The sequence below is a fragment of the Streptomyces hoynatensis genome (assembly GCF_003626535.1).
GTDB classification, from domain to species: Bacteria; Actinomycetota; Actinomycetes; order Streptomycetales; family Streptomycetaceae; genus Streptomyces; species Streptomyces hoynatensis.
This window is the reverse complement of the sequence record NZ_RBAL01000005.1, coordinates 183,558-202,201: the sequence shown is the minus strand read 5'-3', so window position 1 is coordinate 202,201 and position 18,644 is coordinate 183,558. Positions and strand designations below refer to the sequence as shown.

The following is an 18,644-nucleotide window of genomic DNA, read 5'->3' as shown; positions in this document are numbered from 1 at the left end:
CCGCCGCCCGGCAGCGGCTCGGGCGAGCGGCCACCTACTCGGGCACACCCGCGTCCGGCGGCCCTTCGCGCCCGCTGTCCACCGGCGCCCGCCGTCGCTTCCCGCGTCCTCGTCCGCCTTCTTTCGACTCATCCGATTCATCCGATTCATTCGCCACGTCAACTGCTCGCTTTCATCCGCCGCTTCGACCGCACGTCGGTCGACGTCGGCAACCGACAAGGAAGGAACACGCCATGGGACTGATCAGGCGCCGGCTGCGGCTGGTGACGGGGCCCCGGAGGGACGCCGGCATGAGCACCGCCGAGTACGCGGTGGGCACCATCGCCGCCTCCGCCTTCGGGCTCGTGCTCTACCAGGTGCTCACCTCGGGGGCGGTGACCGATGCGCTGCAGGGGCTGCTGGAGCGAGCGCTCAGCGCGCGGCCGTGACCGGGGCTACGTCACCGCGGAGGCCGCGCTCGCCGTGCCCGCGCTGGTCCTGCTGCTCGGGATGCTGCTGTGGGGCCTGGCCGCCGTGACCGTGCAGCTGCGGTGCTCGGACGCCGCCAGGGCGGGGGCGCGGGCGGCGGCCCGCGGCGAGGAGGCGGCGGCCGTCGCCGACGTGGCCCGTTCGGCGGCGCCCGGCGGGGCCGTGGTGCGGGTCGAGCGGGAGGGCGGGCTGTACCGGGTGCGGGTGACGGCCCGCACCCTGGGGCCAGGCCCGCTCGCCCTGCGGCTCGGCGGGGAGGCGGTGGCCCATGCGGAGGGGTAGGCGCAGGGCGCCCGGCGGAGACCGGGGCTCGGCCACCGTGTTCGCCGCCCTGTGTGCGGTGGCGCTCTGCCTGGTCTTCGGGGTGGTCCTCGCGCTCGGCCAGGTGATGGCGGCGCGCCAGCGGGCCGCGGCGGCGGCCGACCTGGCGGCCCTGGCCGCGGCCGACCTGGCCCTGGCCGGGCCCGAGGCGGCCTGCGGCCTCGCCCACCGGGTCGCCAGGGCCCAGGGGGCCCGCGTCGTCCGCTGCCAGGTGGGCGGAGAGACCGCCGACCTGACGGCCGAGGCGGCCGCGGGCCCCTACCGGGCGCACGCCAGGGCACGGGCCGGGCCGGCGGCGGAGCCTGCCCCCGGGCCTGACGCCGCCCCGGCCCGGGGCGGCGCGGGCGCGGCCGGGAGAGGCAGCGGCGCGGAAGGGGAGACGCGCGCGGCGGCGGAAAGGGGCGGCGCGCCGGGGGCGGCCCGAGGGGGGCGGGCGCCGACGGCGGTGGGCCGGGGCTCAGGCGGGGCCGTGCGGGCGCAGCAGCTCGGTGAGGAGGCGGACCGCGCCGCGCTTGTGCAGGGGGTCGTTGCCGTTGCCGCACTTGGGGGACTGGATGCAGGACGGGCAGCCGCCCTCGCACTCGCAGGCGGCGATCGCGTCCCTGGTCGCGGCCAGCCACTGCCGCGCGGTGTGGAAGGCGCGTTCGGCGAAGCCCGCGCCGCCCGGGTGCCCGTCGTGGACGAAGACGGTGGGCAGCAGGGTGTCCGGGTGCAGGGCCGTGGAGACCCCGCCGATGTCCCACCGGTCGCAGGTGGCGAACAGCGGCAGCATGCCGATGGCCGCGTGTTCCGCCGCGTGCAGGGCGCCCGGCAGGATCTCGGGGGCGATCCTGGCGGCGTCCAGCTGGTCCTCGGTCACCGTCCACCACACCGCCCTGGTGCGCAGCGTGCGCGGCGGCAGGTCCAGGCGGGTCTCGCCGAGGACCTCGCCGGTGAGCAGCCGGCGGCGCAGATACGAGACGACCTGGTGGGTGACCTCCACCGAGCCGAAGCACAGCCGGGCGTCCCCCCAGGGCACCTCGGTGTCGGTTTCGAGCACGGACAGCTCGGTGACCTCGCGGGCCGAGGTGGACCACGGCGGGTCGTCCTGCTCGACGAGGGCGACCGCCTCGGCGAGGTCGAGGGTCCGGACGACGTAGCTGCGGCCCTGGTGCAGGTGCACCGCGCCCTCGTGCACGGTGCCGTGCGCGGCGGCGGCGTCCACGGTGCCAAGCAGCCGGCCGGTGGCCGCCTCGACCACCCGTACCGGCTCGCCTCCGCCGCCCCTGAGGTTCACCAGGTCCGCGGGGCGCTCCCGGCGCGTCCAGTACCAGGCCGTGCCCCTGCGGCGCAGCAGGGACCTGTCGGCCAGCTTGGCCGGCAGCCCGGCCGCCGCCGGTTCGAAGAGCCCCGCTTCCTTGGCGAAGTCGGCCTCGGTGAGGGGGAGTTCGGCGGCCGCGGCGCACAGGTGGGGGGCCAGCACGTAGGGGTTCCCCGGGTCGAGCACCGTGCTCTCCACCGGCCTGCGGAACAGCGCCTCGGGATGGTGCACCAGATAGGTGTCGAGCGGGTCGTCCCTGGCCACCAGGACCGCCAGCGCCCCCTGCCGCTGCCGCCCGGCGCGCCCGGCCTGCTGCCACAGCGAGGCCCTGGTGCCCGGATAGCCGGCGAGGAGCACGGCGTCCAGGCCGGCGATGTCCACGCCGAGTTCCAGCGCGGTGGTGGCGGCGAGCCCGAGCAGCTCGCCGCCGTGCAGGGCCCGTTCCAGGGCGCGGCGCTCCTCGGGGAGATAGCCGCCGCGATAGGCCGCCACCCGCCCCGCCAGCGCGCGGTCGGCCTCCGCCAGGCGCTCCTGGGCGATCAGCGCGATCAGCTCGGCGCCCCGCCGGGACCTGACGAAGGCCAGCGTGCGCACTCCCTGGGCGGTGAGGTCGGTCAGCAACTCGGCGGTCTCCGCGGTCGCGGTCCTGCGGACCGGGGCACCGCGCTCGCCGCGCGCCTCGGTCAGCGGCGGCTCCCACAGCGCGAAGACGAGTTCGCCGCGTGGCGAGGCGTCCTCGGTGACCTCGGCGACGGGCAGCCCGGTCAGCCGTCCGGCCGCAAGGCCGGGCTCCGCCGTGGTCGCCGAGGCCAGCAGGAAGACCGGGTCGGCGCCGTAGTGGGCGCAGACGCGGCGCAGGCGGCGCAGCACCTGGGCCACGTGCGAGCCGAAAACCCCGCGGTAGACGTGGCACTCGTCGACGACCACGTAGCGCAGCGCGCGCAGGAAGGCGGACCACCGCCGGTGCCCGGGGAGGAGGGAGCGGTGCAGCATGTCCGGGTTGGTCAGCAGCAGGTTGGCGTGCTCGCGGGCCCAGGCGCGTTCCTCGGGCGGCGTGTCCCCGTCGTAGGCGACCGGGCGGACGGCGGTGCCGAGCGGGGCGGCCAGCCGGCGCACGGCGCGCAGCTGGTCGGCCGCGAGCGCCTTGGTCGGCGCCAGGTACACCGCGGTCGCCGGGCGGGGGCCCGGCCTGGCCGTGTCGCGGTGCCCCCCGGCGAGCGCCGTGAGCACCGGGACCTGATAGGCGAGCGACTTGCCCGAGGCGGTGCCGGTCGAGATCACCACCGACTCGCCGCGCAGCGCGTGGCCGATCGCGCGGGCCTGGTGCGCCCACGGCCGTTCGATGCCGGCGGCCCGGATCGCGGCCAGGACGTCGCCGGATATGCCCTCCGGCCATTCGGCATGCCTGCCGGGCCGCGCGGGCACGTGCTCCGTGTGAGTGACACGTGCCGTCCGGTCCCGATGGCTGGACAGGCGTTCGAGCACGGCCTGCGGCGGCGGGCGGTGACGGGCTTCCGGTTCGTAGGACATCGGCGTCGAGTCTGTCACTGGTCCGACGGACAATGGCTGTAAGACGTCGTCCTGGGCAGGCGGTAAGTGGTTGAATGCCCTGGCGGCTGCCATTCCATGGGGGGCGACCGCTCGATAGCAAGGTGCTGGAGGAGTCCGTGGACCTGTCCCTGTCGACCCGAACCGTCGGCGACCGCACAGTCGTCGAGGTAGGCGGCGAGATTGACGTTTACACCGCGCCCAAGTTGCGCGAACAGCTGGTGGAGCTGGTCAACGACGGAAACCACCACCTCGTGGTGGACATGGAGCGCGTTGACTTCCTCGACTCCACCGGGCTGGGTGTGCTGGTCGGCGGCCTGAAGCGGGTCCGCGCCCAGGAGGGTTCGCTGCGTCTGGTGTGCAACCAGGAGCGGATTCTCAAGATTTTCCGGATCACGGGCCTGACCAAGGTGTTCCCCATCCACGAGTCCGTGGACGAGGCCATCGCGGCCACCGACTGAGGCGCCTGCGGGCGCCCGGGCGAGGCGTCAGCTGGGACCATCATGTGGGACCGCCCCGGGCTCCATGCCGGGGCGGCGTGTTCGCACGATCTAGGGGGATGGCATGGCCACGGTGGAACTGCGCTTCAGCGCTTCCCCCGAGCACGTCCGCACCGCGCGGCTGGTGGCCGCGGCGGTGGCCAGGCGCGCCGGGGTGCACGAGTCGGTGCTCGACGAGCTGAGACTCGCGGTCGGGGAAGCGTGCAGCAGGGCCGTCGGCCTGCACGCCGTGCACGGCCTGACCTCTCCCGTGCGGGTCATGCTCACCGAGGGCGAGAAGTCGTTCTCCATCGAGGTGGGCGACGACGCGCCCAGCGGCGTTCCCGCCCCCAGGGACCAGTCGGCGGCCGAGGCCGCCGAGGAGACCGACGAGCTGGGGCTCGCCGTCATCAGCGGCCTCGTCGACGACGTCGAGGTGATCTCCGACGCGTACGGCGGAAAGATCAGGATGAGCTGGCCGACGGCCACCGCTTCCCTGTCCTGATCAGGAGAATTTCTTTTCTGGATCTTCGCGCTGATATGCGCGCGAAAGATCGTCGGGTTCCGGGGCGAATAATTCCCCTTTCCCGGCCCCTTCTTGGATGTCGTTTGCCTGCCTACACTCCGGCCACGTATGTCCGTTTCGGACCGCGCCCGAGCGTCAAGGAGGACGAATGGCAGCACATCCAGACGTCACGCAGGCAGCCGGGACCGCCGAACTCACCGGTGGCGACCGGGGCCTTGTCCTGCTCGTCGCGGTGGTTGCCCTGGCCGCGATAGCCCTCGCGTTCGTGCTGGTGAGACAGGTTCTCGCGGCCGACGAAGGCACGGCGGGCATGAAGAAGATCGCCGCCGCGGTACAGGAGGGCGCCAACGCGTACCTCGCCAGGCAACTGCGCACCCTCAGCATGTTCGCCGCGGTGGTGGTATTTCTGCTTCTGCTGTTACCGGCTGATGACTGGGGACAGCGCATCGGCCGTTCGATCTTTTTCGTGATCGGCGCGGCCTTTTCCGCGGCGACCGGATATCTCGGAATGTGGCTCGCGGTGAGAAGTAATGTCCGTGTGGCTGCCGCGGCCCGTGAGGCGGGCCGCGAACAGGCGATGCGCACCGCCTTCCGCACCGGCGGCGTGGTCGGCATGTGCACCGTGGGCCTCGGCCTGCTCGGCGCCGCCTGCGTCGTGCTGGTCTACGCGGCCGACGCGCCCAAGGTCCTGGAGGGCTTCGGCCTCGGCGCCGCGCTGATCGCGATGTTCATGCGGGTCGGCGGCGGCATCTTCACCAAGGCCGCCGACGTGGGCGCCGACCTCGTCGGCAAGGTCGAGCAGGGCATCCCGGAGGACGACCCGCGCAACGCCGCGACCATCGCGGACAACGTCGGCGACAACGTGGGCGACTGCGCCGGCATGGCCGCCGACCTGTTCGAGTCCTACGCGGTCACCCTCGTCGCGGCCCTGATCCTGGGCACCGTGGCCTTCGGCGACTCGGGCCTCGCCTTCCCGCTGCTCGTCCCCGCCATCGGCGTGCTCACCGCCATGGCCGGGATCTTCCTGGTCTCCCCCCGCCGCGGCGACCGCAGCAGCATGACGGCCATCAACCGGGGGTTCTTCCTGTCCGCCGGAATCTCCCTGGTGCTGGTCGCGGCCGTCGCCTTCCTCTACCTTCCCGGCAGCTTCGCCGAACTCGATGGCGTCGAGGACGCCGAGATCGCCGCGCACGACGCCGACCCGCGGCTGTTCGCGCTGGCGGCCGTCGCCATCGGCATCGTGCTCGCCGCCCTCATCCAGCAGCTCACCGGCTACTTCACCGAGCCGGGCCGGCGGCCGGTGCGGGACATCGGCAAGACCTCGCGGACGGGCCCGGCCACCGTGGTGCTCGCCGGGTTCTCCGTCGGCCTTGAGTCCGCCGTCTACACGGCGCTCCTGGTGGGGCTCAGCGTGTACGCCGCGTTCATGCTGGCGGGGTCGACGATCATGCTGGCCCTGTTCGCCGTGGCGCTGGCCGGCACCGGCCTGCTCACCACGGTCGGCGTGATCGTCGCGATGGACACCTTCGGCCCGGTCGCCGACAACGCCCAGGGCATCGCCGAGATGTCCGGCGACGTCGAGGGCGAGGGCGCCCGGGTGCTCACCGACCTGGACGCCGTCGGCAACACGACGAAGGCGGTCACCAAGGGCATCGCCATCGCCACCGCGGTGCTGGCCGCCGCGGCCCTGTTCGGCTCCTACCGCGACGCCATCGCCGACGCGGTCGCCGACGTGGGGCCACAGGCGGTGGGCGGCCCCGGGCTCAGCCTGGACATCTCGCAGCCCAACAACCTCGTCGGTCTCGTCATCGGCTCCGCGGTCGTCTTCCTCTTCGCCGGCCTCGCGATCAACGCGGTCTCCCGGTCGGCGGGTTCCGTGGTGTACGAGGTCCGCAGGCAGTTCCGCGAGCACCCGGGGATCATGGACTTCAGCGAGCAGCCCGAGTACGGCAAGGTCGTCGACATCTGCACCAGGGACTCGCTGCGCGAGCTCGCGACGCCGGGACTGCTCGCCGTCATGGCCCCGATCGCCGTCGGCTTCAGCCTCGGCATCGGCGCCCTCGGCTCCTACCTGGCCGGCGCGATCGGCACCGGCGTCCTGATGGCCGTCCTGCTCGCCAACTCGGGCGGCGCCTGGGACAACGCCAAGAAGCTGGTCGAGGACGGCCATCACGGCGGCAAGGGCAGCGAGGCGCACGCGGCCACGGTGATCGGCGACACCGTGGGCGACCCCTTCAAGGACACCGCGGGCCCGGCGATCAACCCGCTGCTGAAGGTGATGAACCTGGTGGCCCTGCTGATCGCCCCCGCCGTGATCACCCTCACCTACGGCGAGGACGCCAGCGCGCCGCTGCGCGCGCTGATCGCGGTGATCGCCGTGCTGGTGATCGTCGGCGCGGTCTACGCCTCGAAGCGGCGCGGCATCGCCGTGGACGAGGCGGAGCCGGCCGCCGGGGCCGGCCGCGCGGCGGACTCCCCGGCGGTCACGCCCTGAGCAGACCCCGGCCGTCCCACGGCACCGCATCCCGCACCGGTATCGCGTACCTGTGTCCCGGACCCGTATCGCGTACCTGTGTCCCGGACCTGCACGCCGGGCACCCGCCCGTTCCGCACCCGCTCGTTCCGCACCGCACCCGCACACCGGCACACCGGCACAAGCGTCCGGGCCCGCACCCGCGCGTCCGCGCCCCGCGCCCCCGGCCGGCCCCGGCCCGCTCGGCGCTCGCGTCTGTGCTCGCGCCGGGGTGCGGGCCGCGGTGGGTGCGGGTGGGCGGGCGCGCGGGCGCGGGCGCCGGGTGCCTCTCGCGTGGCTGCGCGCGGGGTTACCGCGAAGGCGCGGGGTTCCTAGCATGAGTGCCCGTGAGCGCCTTGCCCTGCGACGCCCTGCTGTGCGACATCGACGGCGTACTGCGCCTGTGGGACCCGGACGGGATGACCGGCCTCGACCGGAAGTACGGCCTGCCGCCCGGCACCCTGTTCGCGACCGCCTTCCACGGCGAGTCGGCCCTCGCCGCCGTCACCGGAGCGATGACCGACGAGGAGTGGCGGGTGGCGATCGCCGCCTCGCTCGCCGGGGCCTGCGGTTCCGCCGACAGGGCCGCCGAACTCGTCGCGGAGTGGGGCAGGCAGGCGGCCCGCGTGGACGAGGAGGTGCGGGGGCTGCTGCTCGCCGTCCGCCGCCGGGTGCCGGTGGTGCTGGTGTCCAACGCCACCACCCGCCTGGAGGCCGACCTGGCCGCCCTCGGCCTGTCCGACGTCGCCGACCACGTGGTCAACACCTCCCGGATCGGCGCGGCCAAGCCGGACCCGCGCGTCTACCACATCGCGGCGGAGCGCGCCGGGGCCCCGCCGGCGCGCTGCCTGTTCGTCGACGACACCGCGGAGAACGTGGCGGCGGCCGTGGCCCTGGGCATGACCGGCCTGCACTACCGACGCGCCGGGCAACTGCGCCGGGCGCTCGGCCCCCTCGTCCCTGCCCCGCGAGCGCCGTCCGGCCGGGACTGAGCCGCCACCCCGCCCGGGCCGCGCCGGTCCGGGGCGCCGGGCCGGGGCGGGCCGGGGGGTGGGTCGGCGTGTCGACACGACGTTTCCCCGGCCACATTCGGGCCCCTTTTCCGGTGGTGCAAACGGTGGCAATTCCCGGCATTCCAGGCGTCTGTCGCCTCGGCTTCACTCTGACGAGGGACTCGCGGCGTGTAAGTTCCCGCCCTAGGTCGACGCGGCCTAGCGGCACGAAGGGACGGGAAACGGTGAAGAAGAAGCTCGCGGTGGCGCTCTCCGGGTGCGCGACGCTCGTTCTCACGCTGTCCGCCTGCGGCGACAGCGACGAGAAGACCAACGAGTGGGCCAAGAACATCTGCGATCAGGTGCGGCCCCAGGTCGAGAAGATCCAGGCCGCCAACGCCGCGATTGCCGAGGCGAGCAGCGACGACCGCTCCCCGGCCGAGGTCCAGGAGGCCGACGCCGCGGCGTTCCAGGACATGTCCGAGGCGTACGCCTCCCTCGCCGACGCCGTCGACCAGGCCGGGGACCCGCCCGTCGACGACGGCGCCCAGCTGCGCGAGGACGCGGTCACCGAACTGCGCGACATCTCCGACTCCTACGCCGAGCTCACAGAAAACGTCGGCGCGCTCGACACCTCGGACCACGCGCACTTCGCCGAGGGCCTGCAGGAGGTCGCGGGCCGGCTCGAAGGGCTCGGGCAGAGCGGCGACGAGGCGCTGAACGAGCTCCAGGGCGGCGACCTCGGCGAGGCGATGGCCCGCCAGCAGGGCTGCCAGAGCTCCTCCGCCTCCCCGGGCGAGGAGGCCGGGGACGCCGCGGCCGGCGGAAGCGGCGAGTCGGAAGGCGGCGAGTCGGAAGGCGGCGAGGCCGACGGGGGCGAGCAGGCCGACGGCGGCGAGCAGGCCGACGGCGGCGAGAGCGCCGACCCGGCCCAGGAGGACGGCGGCGCGGAACTCGGCGGCTGAACCGGCGCGGAACGCGGTGGCCGAACCCATCCGGGCGGCCCGGGCAACCGCGGCCAACCCCCCGGGCGGCCACGGCAACGGGGAACCAGGCGGGCCGCCGGCAGCCGCGGCCGGGCGGCCGCCGAAGCAGGGCCGGGTGGCCGCGAGAATGAGCGGGTGAACCTTCCCGGTCTTCCCGCTCCCGGCCCCGCCACCGCCCGCCTCAGGGAGGCGCTGCTCGCCGCCTCCTTCACGCCCGACGGGCTCCTCGACCTGCTCGGCGCCCCCGCCTACGCCGCCCTCGCCCGCGGCGAGGCCGTGCCGGCGTTGCGCGCGGTCCGCGGCGAGACCGGGCCGCTCGCCACCCTCACCCGCCTCTTCCTGCTGCAGGAGCCCGTTCCCCTGGCCGCGGCGCGCGCCGCCCTGCCCCTGGAGGCCGCCCTCGCCGACGGCTGGGTGCGGCCGGCGGAGGGGGGCGCACAGGTGCGCGCCACCGTCGACGTGCGCCCCTACGCCGGGGAGGGCGGCCGGAACTGGTGGATCGTCGCCGACCTGGGCTGCGCCGTCGGCGGCCCCGCCGGGGCCGAGGGCCGGGAGGCCGACGTGGTGCTCGGCGTCGGCGGCGCCTCCACCACGCTGGCGCAGCTCACCGTGCGCCGCCCGGTGGGCCGCGCCCTCGACCTGGGCACCGGCTGCGGCGTGCAGGCCCTGTACGCCGCCCAGCACGCCGAGCGGGTGACCGCCACCGACGTCAATCCCCGCGCGCTGCGCGTCGCCGCGCTCACCCTCGCGCTGTCCGGGGCGCCCGCCGCCGACCTCAGGCAGGGCTCCCTCTACGAGCCGCTGGAGCGGCCCGCCCCCGGCGCAGGGGAGCCGGGCGCGCACCGGCCTGCGGAGGTGCCGGGGCCCGGCGCGTTCGACCTGATCGTCTCCAACCCGCCCTTCGTGATCTCCCCCACGGCGCCGGGCGGGGCGGCGGAGCGGCTCACCTACCGCGAGGGCGGCCTCGGCGGCGACGCCCTGTGCCGCACGCTGGTCCAGCGCTCCGTCTCCCACCTGGCCCCCGGCGGCTTCTGCCAGCTGCTCGCCAACTGGCAGCACGTCGCGGGCGAGGACTGGCGCGAGCGCGTCGCCGCCTGGGTGCCCGCCGGCTGCGACGCCTGGATCGTGCAGCGTGAGGTGCAGGACGTCACGGAGTACACCGAGTTGTGGCTGCGGGATGCGGGCGCCCACCGCGGCGAGCCGGGCGCGTACCGGGCGGCGTACGCGGCCTGGCTGGACGAGTTCGCGGCCCGCCGCACCGAGGCCGTCGGCCTGGGCTGGATCACGCTGCGCAGGACCGGCCACGCCGAGTCCTCCCTCGTCGTGGAGGACTGGCCGCACGCCGTGGAGCAGCCGCTCGGCGACACCGTCCTGGCGCACTTCCGGCGCCAGGACTACCTGCGGGGACGTTCCGGGGCCGAGCTGCTGGCCGGCCGGTTCCTGCTCGCCGAGGGGGTGGTGCAGGAGCAGGTGGGCGAGCCGGGGGCCGAGGACCCGCAGGCGGTGGTGCTGCGGCAGCGGCACGGCATGATGCGCGCCCGCGCCATGGACACGGTGGGCGCCGGACTGGCGGGCAGCTGTGACGGGACACTCCCGGCGGGCGCGATCGTGGACGCCATCGCGCAGCTTCTCGGCGAGGAGCCGGCCACGCTGCGTGACCGGGCGCCGGAGTGGCTGCGTCCCCTGGTCGAGCAGGGTTTTCTGCTGCCGGCCGGCTGAGCGGGCGCCGGGCCCCTGCCGTGGGCCCGCACCGTGGGTGACTGCTCACGGACAAATGCTCGGGTGCCGCCGGGCGGCGGGAACAGGGAGTCTCGGGTTACCGTTCGAGATGCGTTGCGGGGTTTTCCCATTTGACACGCAGCAGGGATGTACCGTCACACTCCGCACCGTCAGTACTTTCCCCGGGCTGGAGAGAAGAGCAGAAGTTGTCCCCGACCAGCGAGACCGCGAACGGCGGACGGCGACTTGTGATCGTCGAGTCGCCCGCCAAGGCGAAGACGATCAAGGGCTACCTCGGCCCCGGCTATGTGGTCGAGGCCAGCGTCGGGCACATCCGCGACCTGCCGAGCGGCGCCGCCGAGGTGCCGGCGAAGTACAAGAGCGAGCCCTGGGCCCGCCTCGGCGTGAACGTGGAGGCGGACTTCGAACCGCTCTACGTGGTCAACAGCGACAAGAAGGACCAGGTCAAGAAGCTCAAGGAGCTGCTTGCCGACTCCGACGAGCTCTATCTCGCCACGGACGAGGACCGCGAGGGCGAGGCCATCGCCTGGCACCTGAGGGAGGTGCTCAAGCCCAAGGTCCCGGTGCGCCGCATGGTCTTCCACGAGATCACCAGGGACGCCATCAGGCAGGCGGTGAACAACCCCCGCGAGCTCAACCAGCTCCTCGTCGACGCCCAGGAGACCCGCCGCATCCTCGACCGGCTCTACGGCTACGAGGTCTCGCCCGTGCTGTGGAAGAAGGTCATGCCCCGCCTCTCGGCGGGCCGGGTGCAGTCGGTGGCCACGCGCCTCGTGGTCGAGCGGGAGCGGGAGCGGATCGCGTTCAGGTCCGCCGAGTACTGGGACCTCACCGGCACCTTCGTCACCGTCCCCGACGAGGGCTCCTTCGAGGCGCGGCTGGTCTCCGTGGACGGCCGCCGCGTCGCGCAGGGCCGCGACTTCGGCTCCGACGGCGAGCTGCGCAACCCGGGACAGGTGCAGGCCCTCAGCGAGGAGAGCGCCAGGGCACTGGCCGGCGCACTGGCGCAGACGGCGTTCGGCGTGCGCTCCGTGGAGGCCAAGCCGTACCGCCGCTCCCCGTACGCGCCCTTCCGCACCACCACGCTCCAGCAGGAGGCCTCCCGCAAGCTCGGGATGGGCGCCAAGACGACCATGCAGGTCGCCCAGCGGCTGTACGAGAACGGCTTCATCACCTATATGAGGACCGACTCCACCACCCTCTCGTCCACCGCCGTCGCCGCCGCCCGCGCCCAGGTGACCCAGCTGTACGGCGCCGACTACCTGCCCGACCGGCCCCGCGTGTACGCGAGCAAGGTCAAGAACGCGCAGGAGGCGCACGAGGCGATCCGCCCCTCAGGCGACCGCTTCCGCACGCCCGCGGAGACCGGCCTCACCGGCGACCAGTTCCGCCTCTACGAGCTGATCTGGAAGCGGACCGTCGCCTCCCAGATGAAGGACGCCGTCGGGCAGTCCGTCGCGGTGCGGGTCGGCGGCGTCAGCGCCGACGGCCGGGACTGCGAGTTCGGCGCCACCGGCAAGGTGATCACCTTCCACGGCTTCCTCAAGGCGTACGTCGAGGGCGCCGACGACCCGAACGCCGAGCTCGACGACCGCGAGCGGCGGCTGCCGCAGGTCGCCGAGGGCGACCCGCTCACCGCGCGGGAGATCGCCGCGGACGGCCACGCCACCAAGCCCCCGGCCCGGTACACCGAGGCCACCCTCGTCAAGGAGCTGGAGGAGCGGGAGATCGGGCGCCCCTCCACCTACGCGACGATCATCGGCACGATCCTCGACCGCAGGTACGTGTTCAAGAAGGGCACCGCCCTCGTCCCCTCCTTCCTCTCCTTCGCCGTCGTCAACCTCCTCGAACAGCACTTCGGCCGCCTGGTCGACTACGACTTCACGGCCAAGATGGAGGACGACCTCGACCGCATCGCCACCGGCGACGCCGAGGCCGTGCCGTGGCTGCGCCGCTTCTACTTCGGCGAGGGCGACGGCGCGGGCGGCGCGGCCGACGCGGGCAACGGCGACGGCGACCACCTCGGCGGCCTCAAGGAGCTGGTGACCGACCTCGGCGCGATCGACGCCAGGGAGATCTCCTCCTTCCCGGTCGGCGAGGGCATCGTGCTGCGCGTGGGCCGCTACGGCCCCTACGTCGAGGCCCCGCCCGAGGAGGGCAGCGCGCCGGGCGAGCCGGGCAAGCGCGCCGACGTGCCCGACGACCTGCCGCCCGACGAGCTGACCGTCGACCTGGCCAAGGAGCTGCTCGCCAAGCCGAGCGGCGACTTCGAGCTCGGCACCGACCCGGAGACCGGCCGGCAGATCGTCGCCCGCGACGGCCGCTACGGCCCGTACGTGACCGAGGTGCTGCCCGAGGGCACCCCGAAGACGGGCAAGAACGCCGTGAAGCCCCGCACGGCCTCGCTGTTCAAGTCGATGTCGCTGGACGGCGTCACCCTGCAGGACGCGCTGCGGCTGCTCTCCCTGCCCCGCGTCGTGGGCACCGACCCGGAGTCGGGCGAGGAGATCACGGCGCAGAACGGCCGCTACGGCCCGTACCTGAAGAAGGGCACCGACTCGCGCTCCCTGGAGAGCGAGGACCAGATCTTCGGCATCACCCTCGACCAGGCCCTCGCCATCTACGCCCAGCCCAAGCAGCGCGGTCGCGCCGCGGCCAGGCCCCCGCTGAAGGAGCTCGGCAGCGACCCGGTCACCGGCAGGCCGGTCGTGGTCAAGGACGGCCGCTTCGGCCCGTACGTCACGGACGGCGAGACGAACGCGACGCTGCGCCGCGACGACGACCCGGAGACCCTCACGCCCGAGCGCGGGTACGAGCTGCTCGCCGAGAAGCGCGCCAAGGGCCCGGCGAAGAAGACGGCCAAGAAGGCGGCGAAGAAGGCACCGGCCAAGACGGCGAAGACGGCGAAGACGTCCAAGACCGCGGCGAAGGCGCCGGCGAAGAAGGCGGCAGCCAAGAAGGCCGCCCCGGCCAAGAAATCGGCCGCCAAGAAGACCGCGGCGAAGACCGCCGCGGCCGGGAAGACGGCCGCCGCGAAGTCCGCAACCGCGAAGAGGCCGGCCGCCGGCGGCCCCGACGAGGCGCCGGGCGGCACGTCGGCGGCGGAGGCGGAGTAGCCACCGCCCCAACCGGCCGCGTTCCCCGGGCAAATGTTCGGGGAGGTGGTTTCCCCTTTCCCCGCTACGGTTACGCTGGCCGAATGACGCGAGCAGAGCAACCCGAGGTTGTCGACCCCGCCCGCGGCGCCACCGACGAGGCGCTCGCCGCGGACTCCCGCGAGCGCGCCAGGAGGGCGCTGCTCCAGGTGCCTTCGCTGCGCCGCCTGTGGGAGGCGCAGTTCGCCGGAGGCATCGGAGACGCTCTCGCGCTGCTGGCCCTGGTGCTGCTCACCGTGCAGGCCGCCCTGCACGTGCCCGAGGACGGCGGCGAGCCGCTCTTCGGCGGGGAGTACCGCGGCCTGGCCCTGGCCGTCACGGTCACCGTGGCCGCCAGGATCGCCGCCACCGCGCTGGCCGGCGTCGTGCTGCTGCGGCCCCTCGCCGGGCTGCTCGCCCCCGCCGGGCCCCTCGACCGCCGCTGGACCATGATCGGCGCGGACGCGCTGCGCGCCGTCCTGCTCATCATCGCCCCGCTGTGGATCGACTGGACCCCCAACAGCGCCTACGCCTACCTCCTGGCCACCGTCGTGGTCACCGGGCTCGCCGAACGCGTCTGGACCATCGCCAGGGACGGGGTCGCCCCCGCCCTGCTGCCCCCGCCGCCGCCCGAGGGCGCCGCCGTCAGGCCGCTGCCCGACCACCAGGAGGCGCTGCGGCGGCTGTGGCTGCGCAGCGGCTACCTCGCGCTGCCGGTGGCCGCCGCGACCCTGATCGCCGCCGGCCTGATCGGCAACCTGCTCGCCACCGGCCTCGACTGGTTCGGCACCCACCAGGCCGCCCTGGCCTCCTACGTGGCGGCCGGCTTCTTCGCCGCGGCCATCTCGGTGCTGTACTTCCTGCGGCTGCCCCAGGCCGAGCCGCGCCGGCCCGTCTCCCCGCTCGACGGCCTGCGCCGCCCCACCGCGGGCACCACCCCCGACCGCGGCAGGACCGGCGCGATCGGCGTGCTCGTCCTCGGCTGCGCGGCCCTCGCCGGCGCCGGCGCCGCCTCCGTCTCCCTCGCCGCCCTCCACGTCCTCGAACTCGGCGGCGGCCCCGTGGAGTACGGCATCCTCGTGCTGGCGCTCAGCGGGGGCGTGGCCGCCGGCACGCGCCTGGCGCCCGCGACCCTGCCCGCCCTCTCGCGCCGTCGCCTGTTCGCCCTCGCCCTCGCCCTCACCGGCATCGGCCTGTTCGGCGTCGGCCTCGTCTCCGACCCGGCCACCGTGCTCTTCATCGCGGCCGCCGCCGGCGTCACCGCGGGGATCGCCGCCCAGACCGGGCACGTGCTGCTCGACCAGGAGACCGAGGAGTTCCGGCGGCCGAGGCTGACCAGGCACCTGCACGCCGTGGTCAGGATCGCCGTCGCGCTCTGCGCCGTCGCCGCCCCCCTGGCCGCCGCGCTGATCGGCCCGCACCGCGTCGAACGCGGCCGGTTCACCATCGACCAGGGCGGGGCCGCGTTCACCCTGGTCATCGTCGGCGTCCTGCTGCTCCCCGTCGCGGCGATCGTGCTCGGCCGCACCGACGACCGGCGCGGCGTCTCGCTGCGCCGCGACCTCGCCGCGGCCGTCCGCACCCCGGCGCGCTCCGCGGAGCCCGCCTCGGCCCCCGCGCCCCACGGCTTCTTCATCGCCGTCGAGGGCGGCGACGGCGCCGGCAAGTCCACCCAGGTCGAGGCGCTCGCCGAGTGGATTCGCGCCAAGGGCCACGAGGTGGTCGTCACCAGGGAGCCGGGCGCGACCCCCATCGGGCAGCGGCTGCGTTCCATCCTGCTCGACGTCTCCTCGGGCGGCCTGTCCCACCACGCGGAGGCCCTGCTGTACGCGGCCGACCGCGCCGAGCACGTCGACTCCGTCGTCAGGCCCGCCCTGGAGCGGGGGGCCGTCGTCATCAGCGACCGGTACATCGACTCCTCCGTCGCCTACCAGGGCGCGGGGCGCGACCTCTCCTCCACCGAGGTCGCGCGGATCTCGCGCTGGGCGACGCGCGGCCTCGTCCCGCACCTCACCGTCCTGCTCGACGTGTCCCCCGAGACGGCCCGCGAGCGCTTCACCGAGGCGCCCGACCGCCTGGAGTCGGAGCCGAGCGAGTTCCACCAGCGGGTGCGCGCCGGATTCCTCGCCCTGGCCGCCGCCGACCCCGCCCGCTACCTCGTCATCGACGCCGGCCAGGACCCCGAGTCCGTCACCAGGGCCGCCAGGCACCGGCTCGACCAGATGCTGCCCCTGTCCGAGGCCGAGCTGCGCGCCAGGGAGGAGGCGCGGCGCCGGGCCGAGGAGGAGGCCAGGCGGCGGGCCGAGGAGGAAAGGCAGCGCAAGGAGGAGGAAGCGCGCCGGGAGCGCGAGCGCCTGGAGGAGGAGGCGCGCCTGCGCGCCGAGGCCGAGGAGCGCAGGCGCCGTGAGGAGGAGGAGCGCAGGCTCGCGGAGGAGGCGCGCCGGGCCGAGGAGGCGCGGCTGCGCGCCGAGGAGGCGAGGCGGCTGGCCGAGGAGGAGCGCCGCCGCCGCGAGGCGGAGGAGCGGCTGCGCCGCGAGGAGGAGGAACGCCGCCGCCGCGAGGCCGAGGAGGAGGCGCGGCTGCGCGCCCAGGCCGAGGAGCGCCGGCGCGAGAAGCAGCGCAAGGCCGAGGAGGCCCTGCTACGGGCCGAGGAGGCCAGGCTGGCCGCGGCCGACAACGCCGAGACCCAGCAGCTTCCGCGCCCGGGCGCGGCCCCCGGCGCCCCGGACGACGAGGACACCGCGGTGATCCCCAGGCCCGACCAGCCGGGCGGCGCCCCGGGGGCGCCGTACGCCGCGGGCGGCGAGGTCGGCGAGACCCGGCCGCTGCCCCGCATCCCCGAGGACGCGGCGGGCCCGGACGACGCCGCACCCCCGCGGCCCCAGTGGGCCGAGGAGACCCCGCTGGACGACCTCCCCACCCTCGCCGACGAACTCCTCGGCCGCTACCGCCCCGAGGACCAGGAGGACCCGGAGGGTCCCGACACCCCGGGCGCCCCGGGCGAGGGCAACCGCCGCTAGCCGGCACGTCCGGCGGCGACACCCGAGCCGGGACGGGTGCCGGGCCGTAACGGGCACCGAGCCGGAACGGGCACCGCCGCCGCGGCGGGTGCCGCTGTCACGGCAGGGGCCGCTGTCACGGCGGGGGCGGGCGCCGCGATGGCCGCCGAGGCGCGGCGGGCGCCCCGCCCGCCCCGTGCACACCGTCATGCCCGCTGACGCGCGCCGGGCGCACGCCCTCCCCGCACACCCCCGCCCGCCTCCTCGCCCTGGCGGGCAGGAACCACCGCGGTGCCGATCCGCGTGTAGGCAGCCGAACGGCCGAGCCGCCCGGCGCCCGCGCGTCCCTGTCGGTGCCCTGGCGCACAATGGTCGGGCGCACGTCGGAAGCGCGAGGCGAGCCGGAAGGGGTGAAGAGGATGACGGTGTGGGACGACCTGGTCGGCCAGGACCGGGTCGCCGCGCAGCTCGCCGCCGCCGCGCGCGGCGCCGACGCGTACGTCACCGCCGCCGGCCGCGGCGAGGAGGCCGCCCTCGCCGGCTCCGCCATGACCCACGCCTGGCTGTTCACCGGCCCGCCGGGCTCGGGGCGTTCCACCGCGGCCCGCGCGTTCGCCGCCGCCCTCCAGTGCGTCAGCCCCGACCGCGCCCTCGGCGGCGCCCCGGGCTGCGGCTTCTGCGACGGCTGCCACACCTCCCTCATCGGCACCCACGCCGACGTGGAGGTGCTGCGCACCGACCTGCTCACCATCGGCGTCAAGGAGACCCGCGAACTGGTCCGCAGGGCCCAGCTCGCCCCCGCGGGCGGCCGTTGGCAGGTCATCGTCCTGGAGGACGCCGACCGCCTCACCGAGGGCGCGGGCAACGTCCTGCTGAAGGCCGTGGAAGAGCCCGCCCCGCGCACCGTGTGGCTGCTGTGCGCCCCCTCGACCGAGGATGTGCTGCCCACGATCCGCTCCCGCTGCCGCCACCTCGCGCTGCGCACCCCGCCCGTCGCCGCCGTCGCCGACGTCCTCGTGCGCCGCGACGGCATCGAGCCGGACGTCGCGCTCGCCGCCGCCCAGGCGACCCAGGGCCACGTCGGGCGCGCCAGGCGCCTGGCCACCGACGAGCGCGCCCGCGCCAGGCGGCTCGCCGTCCTCAGGCTGCCCGAGCGCGTCGGCGACGTCGGCGGCTGCCTGCGCGCCGCCCAGGAGCTCGTCGACGCCGCCGCCGAGGACGCCAGGCAACTCGCCGCCGAGCTGGACGAGAAGGAGGCGGAGGAGTTGCGCGCCGCGCTCGGTGCCGCCGAGGGCAAGCGGCTGCCGCGCGGCACCGCCGGGGCCATGAAGGACCTGGAGGAGCGCCAGAAGCGCCGCGCCACCCGCACCCAGCGCGACGCCCTCGACCTGGCCCTCACCGACCTCACCGCCTTCTACCGCGACGTGCTGGCCCGCCAGTTCGGCACCGGCGTCGCGCTCGCCGGCGGGGAGACGGCGGCCGCCGTCGAGCGGGTGGCCGCCTCCTCCAGACCCGAGCGCACCCTGCGCCGGATGGAGGCCGTCCTCGAATGCCGCAGAGCCCTGGACCGCAACGTGGCGCCGCTCCTCGCCGTAGAGGCGATGACCATGGCGCTGCGCTGAGCCACCAGGCTTCCCAC

Annotated in this window: 12 protein-coding genes and 1 pseudogene; 12 read left to right on the top strand and 1 reads right to left on the bottom strand. The window is 75.1% G+C overall.

Features of this window, described 5'->3' with window-relative positions; genetic code table 11:
* Window positions 1-233: 233 nt before the first annotated feature.
* The 3 genes and pseudogenes from D7294_RS11165 to D7294_RS11155 all read left to right on the top strand — a co-directional run.
* Window positions 234-428, top strand: coding sequence for a DUF4244 domain-containing protein (locus tag D7294_RS11165; RefSeq protein ID WP_120678292.1), 195 nt, complete (start codon window positions 234-236; stop codon window positions 426-428).
* Window positions 382-750 (top strand): TadE family type IV pilus minor pilin, encoded by a 369-nt coding sequence (locus tag D7294_RS11160; RefSeq protein WP_120678290.1) that lies wholly within the window; start codon window positions 382-384, stop codon window positions 748-750. The genes D7294_RS11165 and D7294_RS11160 overlap by 47 nt, the downstream gene beginning before the upstream one ends.
* A pseudogene (locus D7294_RS11155) lies at window positions 737-1,021 on the top strand (Rv3654c family TadE-like protein); the annotation flags it as partial. The gene D7294_RS11160 and the pseudogene D7294_RS11155, both read left to right, overlap by 14 nt.
* Window positions 1,022-1,246: 225 nt before the next feature.
* On the opposite strand, the gene D7294_RS11150 reads toward D7294_RS11155, so the two are convergent.
* The gene (locus D7294_RS11150; RefSeq protein ID WP_120678289.1) at window positions 1,247-3,712 is read right to left on the bottom strand and encodes a DEAD/DEAH box helicase; all 2,466 of its coding nucleotides are present in this window, start codon (window positions 3,710-3,712) and stop codon (window positions 1,247-1,249) included.
* A gap of 44 nt (window positions 3,713-3,756) precedes the next feature.
* Between D7294_RS11150 and D7294_RS11145 the strand changes: the two genes are divergently transcribed.
* The 9 genes from D7294_RS11145 (at window position 3,757) to D7294_RS11100 (ending at window position 18,627) form a co-directional block, all read left to right on the top strand.
* Window positions 3,757-4,098 carry an STAS domain-containing protein gene (locus tag D7294_RS11145; RefSeq protein WP_052847650.1) on the top strand — a complete coding sequence of 114 codons (342 nt, stop codon included), beginning with the start codon at window positions 3,757-3,759 and terminating at the stop codon, window positions 4,096-4,098.
* A 103-nt stretch (window positions 4,099-4,201) separates the two neighbouring features.
* Window positions 4,202-4,621 carry an ATP-binding protein gene (locus tag D7294_RS11140; protein WP_120678287.1) on the top strand — a complete coding sequence of 140 codons (420 nt, stop codon included), beginning with the start codon at window positions 4,202-4,204 and terminating at the stop codon, window positions 4,619-4,621.
* Window positions 4,622-4,790: 169 nt separating this feature from the next.
* A complete protein-coding gene (locus D7294_RS11135) occupies window positions 4,791-7,136 on the top strand; it encodes a sodium-translocating pyrophosphatase (protein ID WP_120678285.1) in 2,346 nt (781 codons plus the stop codon).
* 365 nt (window positions 7,137-7,501) lie between these two features.
* A complete protein-coding gene (locus D7294_RS11130; protein WP_241562274.1) occupies window positions 7,502-8,146 on the top strand; it encodes an HAD-IA family hydrolase in 645 nt (214 codons plus the stop codon).
* A gap of 245 nt (window positions 8,147-8,391) precedes the next feature.
* Window positions 8,392-9,111, top strand: coding sequence for a small secreted protein (locus D7294_RS11125; RefSeq protein ID WP_194117739.1), 720 nt, complete (start codon window positions 8,392-8,394; stop codon window positions 9,109-9,111).
* 156 nt (window positions 9,112-9,267) lie between these two features.
* The gene (locus tag D7294_RS11120) at window positions 9,268-10,851 is read left to right on the top strand and encodes a DUF7059 domain-containing protein (RefSeq protein ID WP_120678283.1); all 1,584 of its coding nucleotides are present in this window, start codon (window positions 9,268-9,270) and stop codon (window positions 10,849-10,851) included.
* A 206-nt stretch (window positions 10,852-11,057) separates the two neighbouring features.
* Window positions 11,058-13,988, top strand: a complete 2,931-nt coding sequence (gene topA / locus D7294_RS11115) for a type I DNA topoisomerase (RefSeq protein ID WP_120678280.1) — start codon at window positions 11,058-11,060, stop codon at window positions 13,986-13,988.
* An 83-nt stretch (window positions 13,989-14,071) separates the two neighbouring features.
* Window positions 14,072-17,026 carry a dTMP kinase gene (tmk, locus tag D7294_RS11110; protein ID WP_120678278.1) on the top strand — a complete coding sequence of 985 codons (2,955 nt, stop codon included), beginning with the start codon at window positions 14,072-14,074 and terminating at the stop codon, window positions 17,024-17,026.
* Window positions 17,027-17,424: 398 nt separating this feature from the next.
* A complete protein-coding gene (locus D7294_RS11100; protein ID WP_120678276.1) occupies window positions 17,425-18,627 on the top strand; it encodes a DNA polymerase III subunit delta' in 1,203 nt (400 codons plus the stop codon).
* Window positions 18,628-18,644: the final 17 nt, after the last annotated feature.

Excerpts from the sequence above, each read along its gene's own strand:
- D7294_RS11165 (WP_120678292.1), top strand. The coding sequence starts at position 234 with ATGGGACTGATCAGGCGCCGGCTGCGGCTGGTGACGGGGCCCCGGAGG.
- D7294_RS11160 (WP_120678290.1), top strand. The coding sequence starts at position 382 with ATGCGCTGCAGGGGCTGCTGGAGCGAGCGCTCAGCGCGCGGCCGTGAC.
- D7294_RS11150 (WP_120678289.1), bottom strand. The coding sequence starts at position 3,712 with ATGGCAGCCGCCAGGGCATTCAACCACTTACCGCCTGCCCAGGACGAC.
- D7294_RS11140 (WP_120678287.1), top strand. The coding sequence starts at position 4,202 with ATGGCCACGGTGGAACTGCGCTTCAGCGCTTCCCCCGAGCACGTCCGC.
- D7294_RS11135 (WP_120678285.1), top strand. The coding sequence starts at position 4,791 with ATGGCAGCACATCCAGACGTCACGCAGGCAGCCGGGACCGCCGAACTC.
- tmk (WP_120678278.1), top strand. The coding sequence starts at position 14,072 with ATGACGCGAGCAGAGCAACCCGAGGTTGTCGACCCCGCCCGCGGCGCC.
- D7294_RS11100 (WP_120678276.1), top strand. The coding sequence starts at position 17,425 with ATGACGGTGTGGGACGACCTGGTCGGCCAGGACCGGGTCGCCGCGCAG.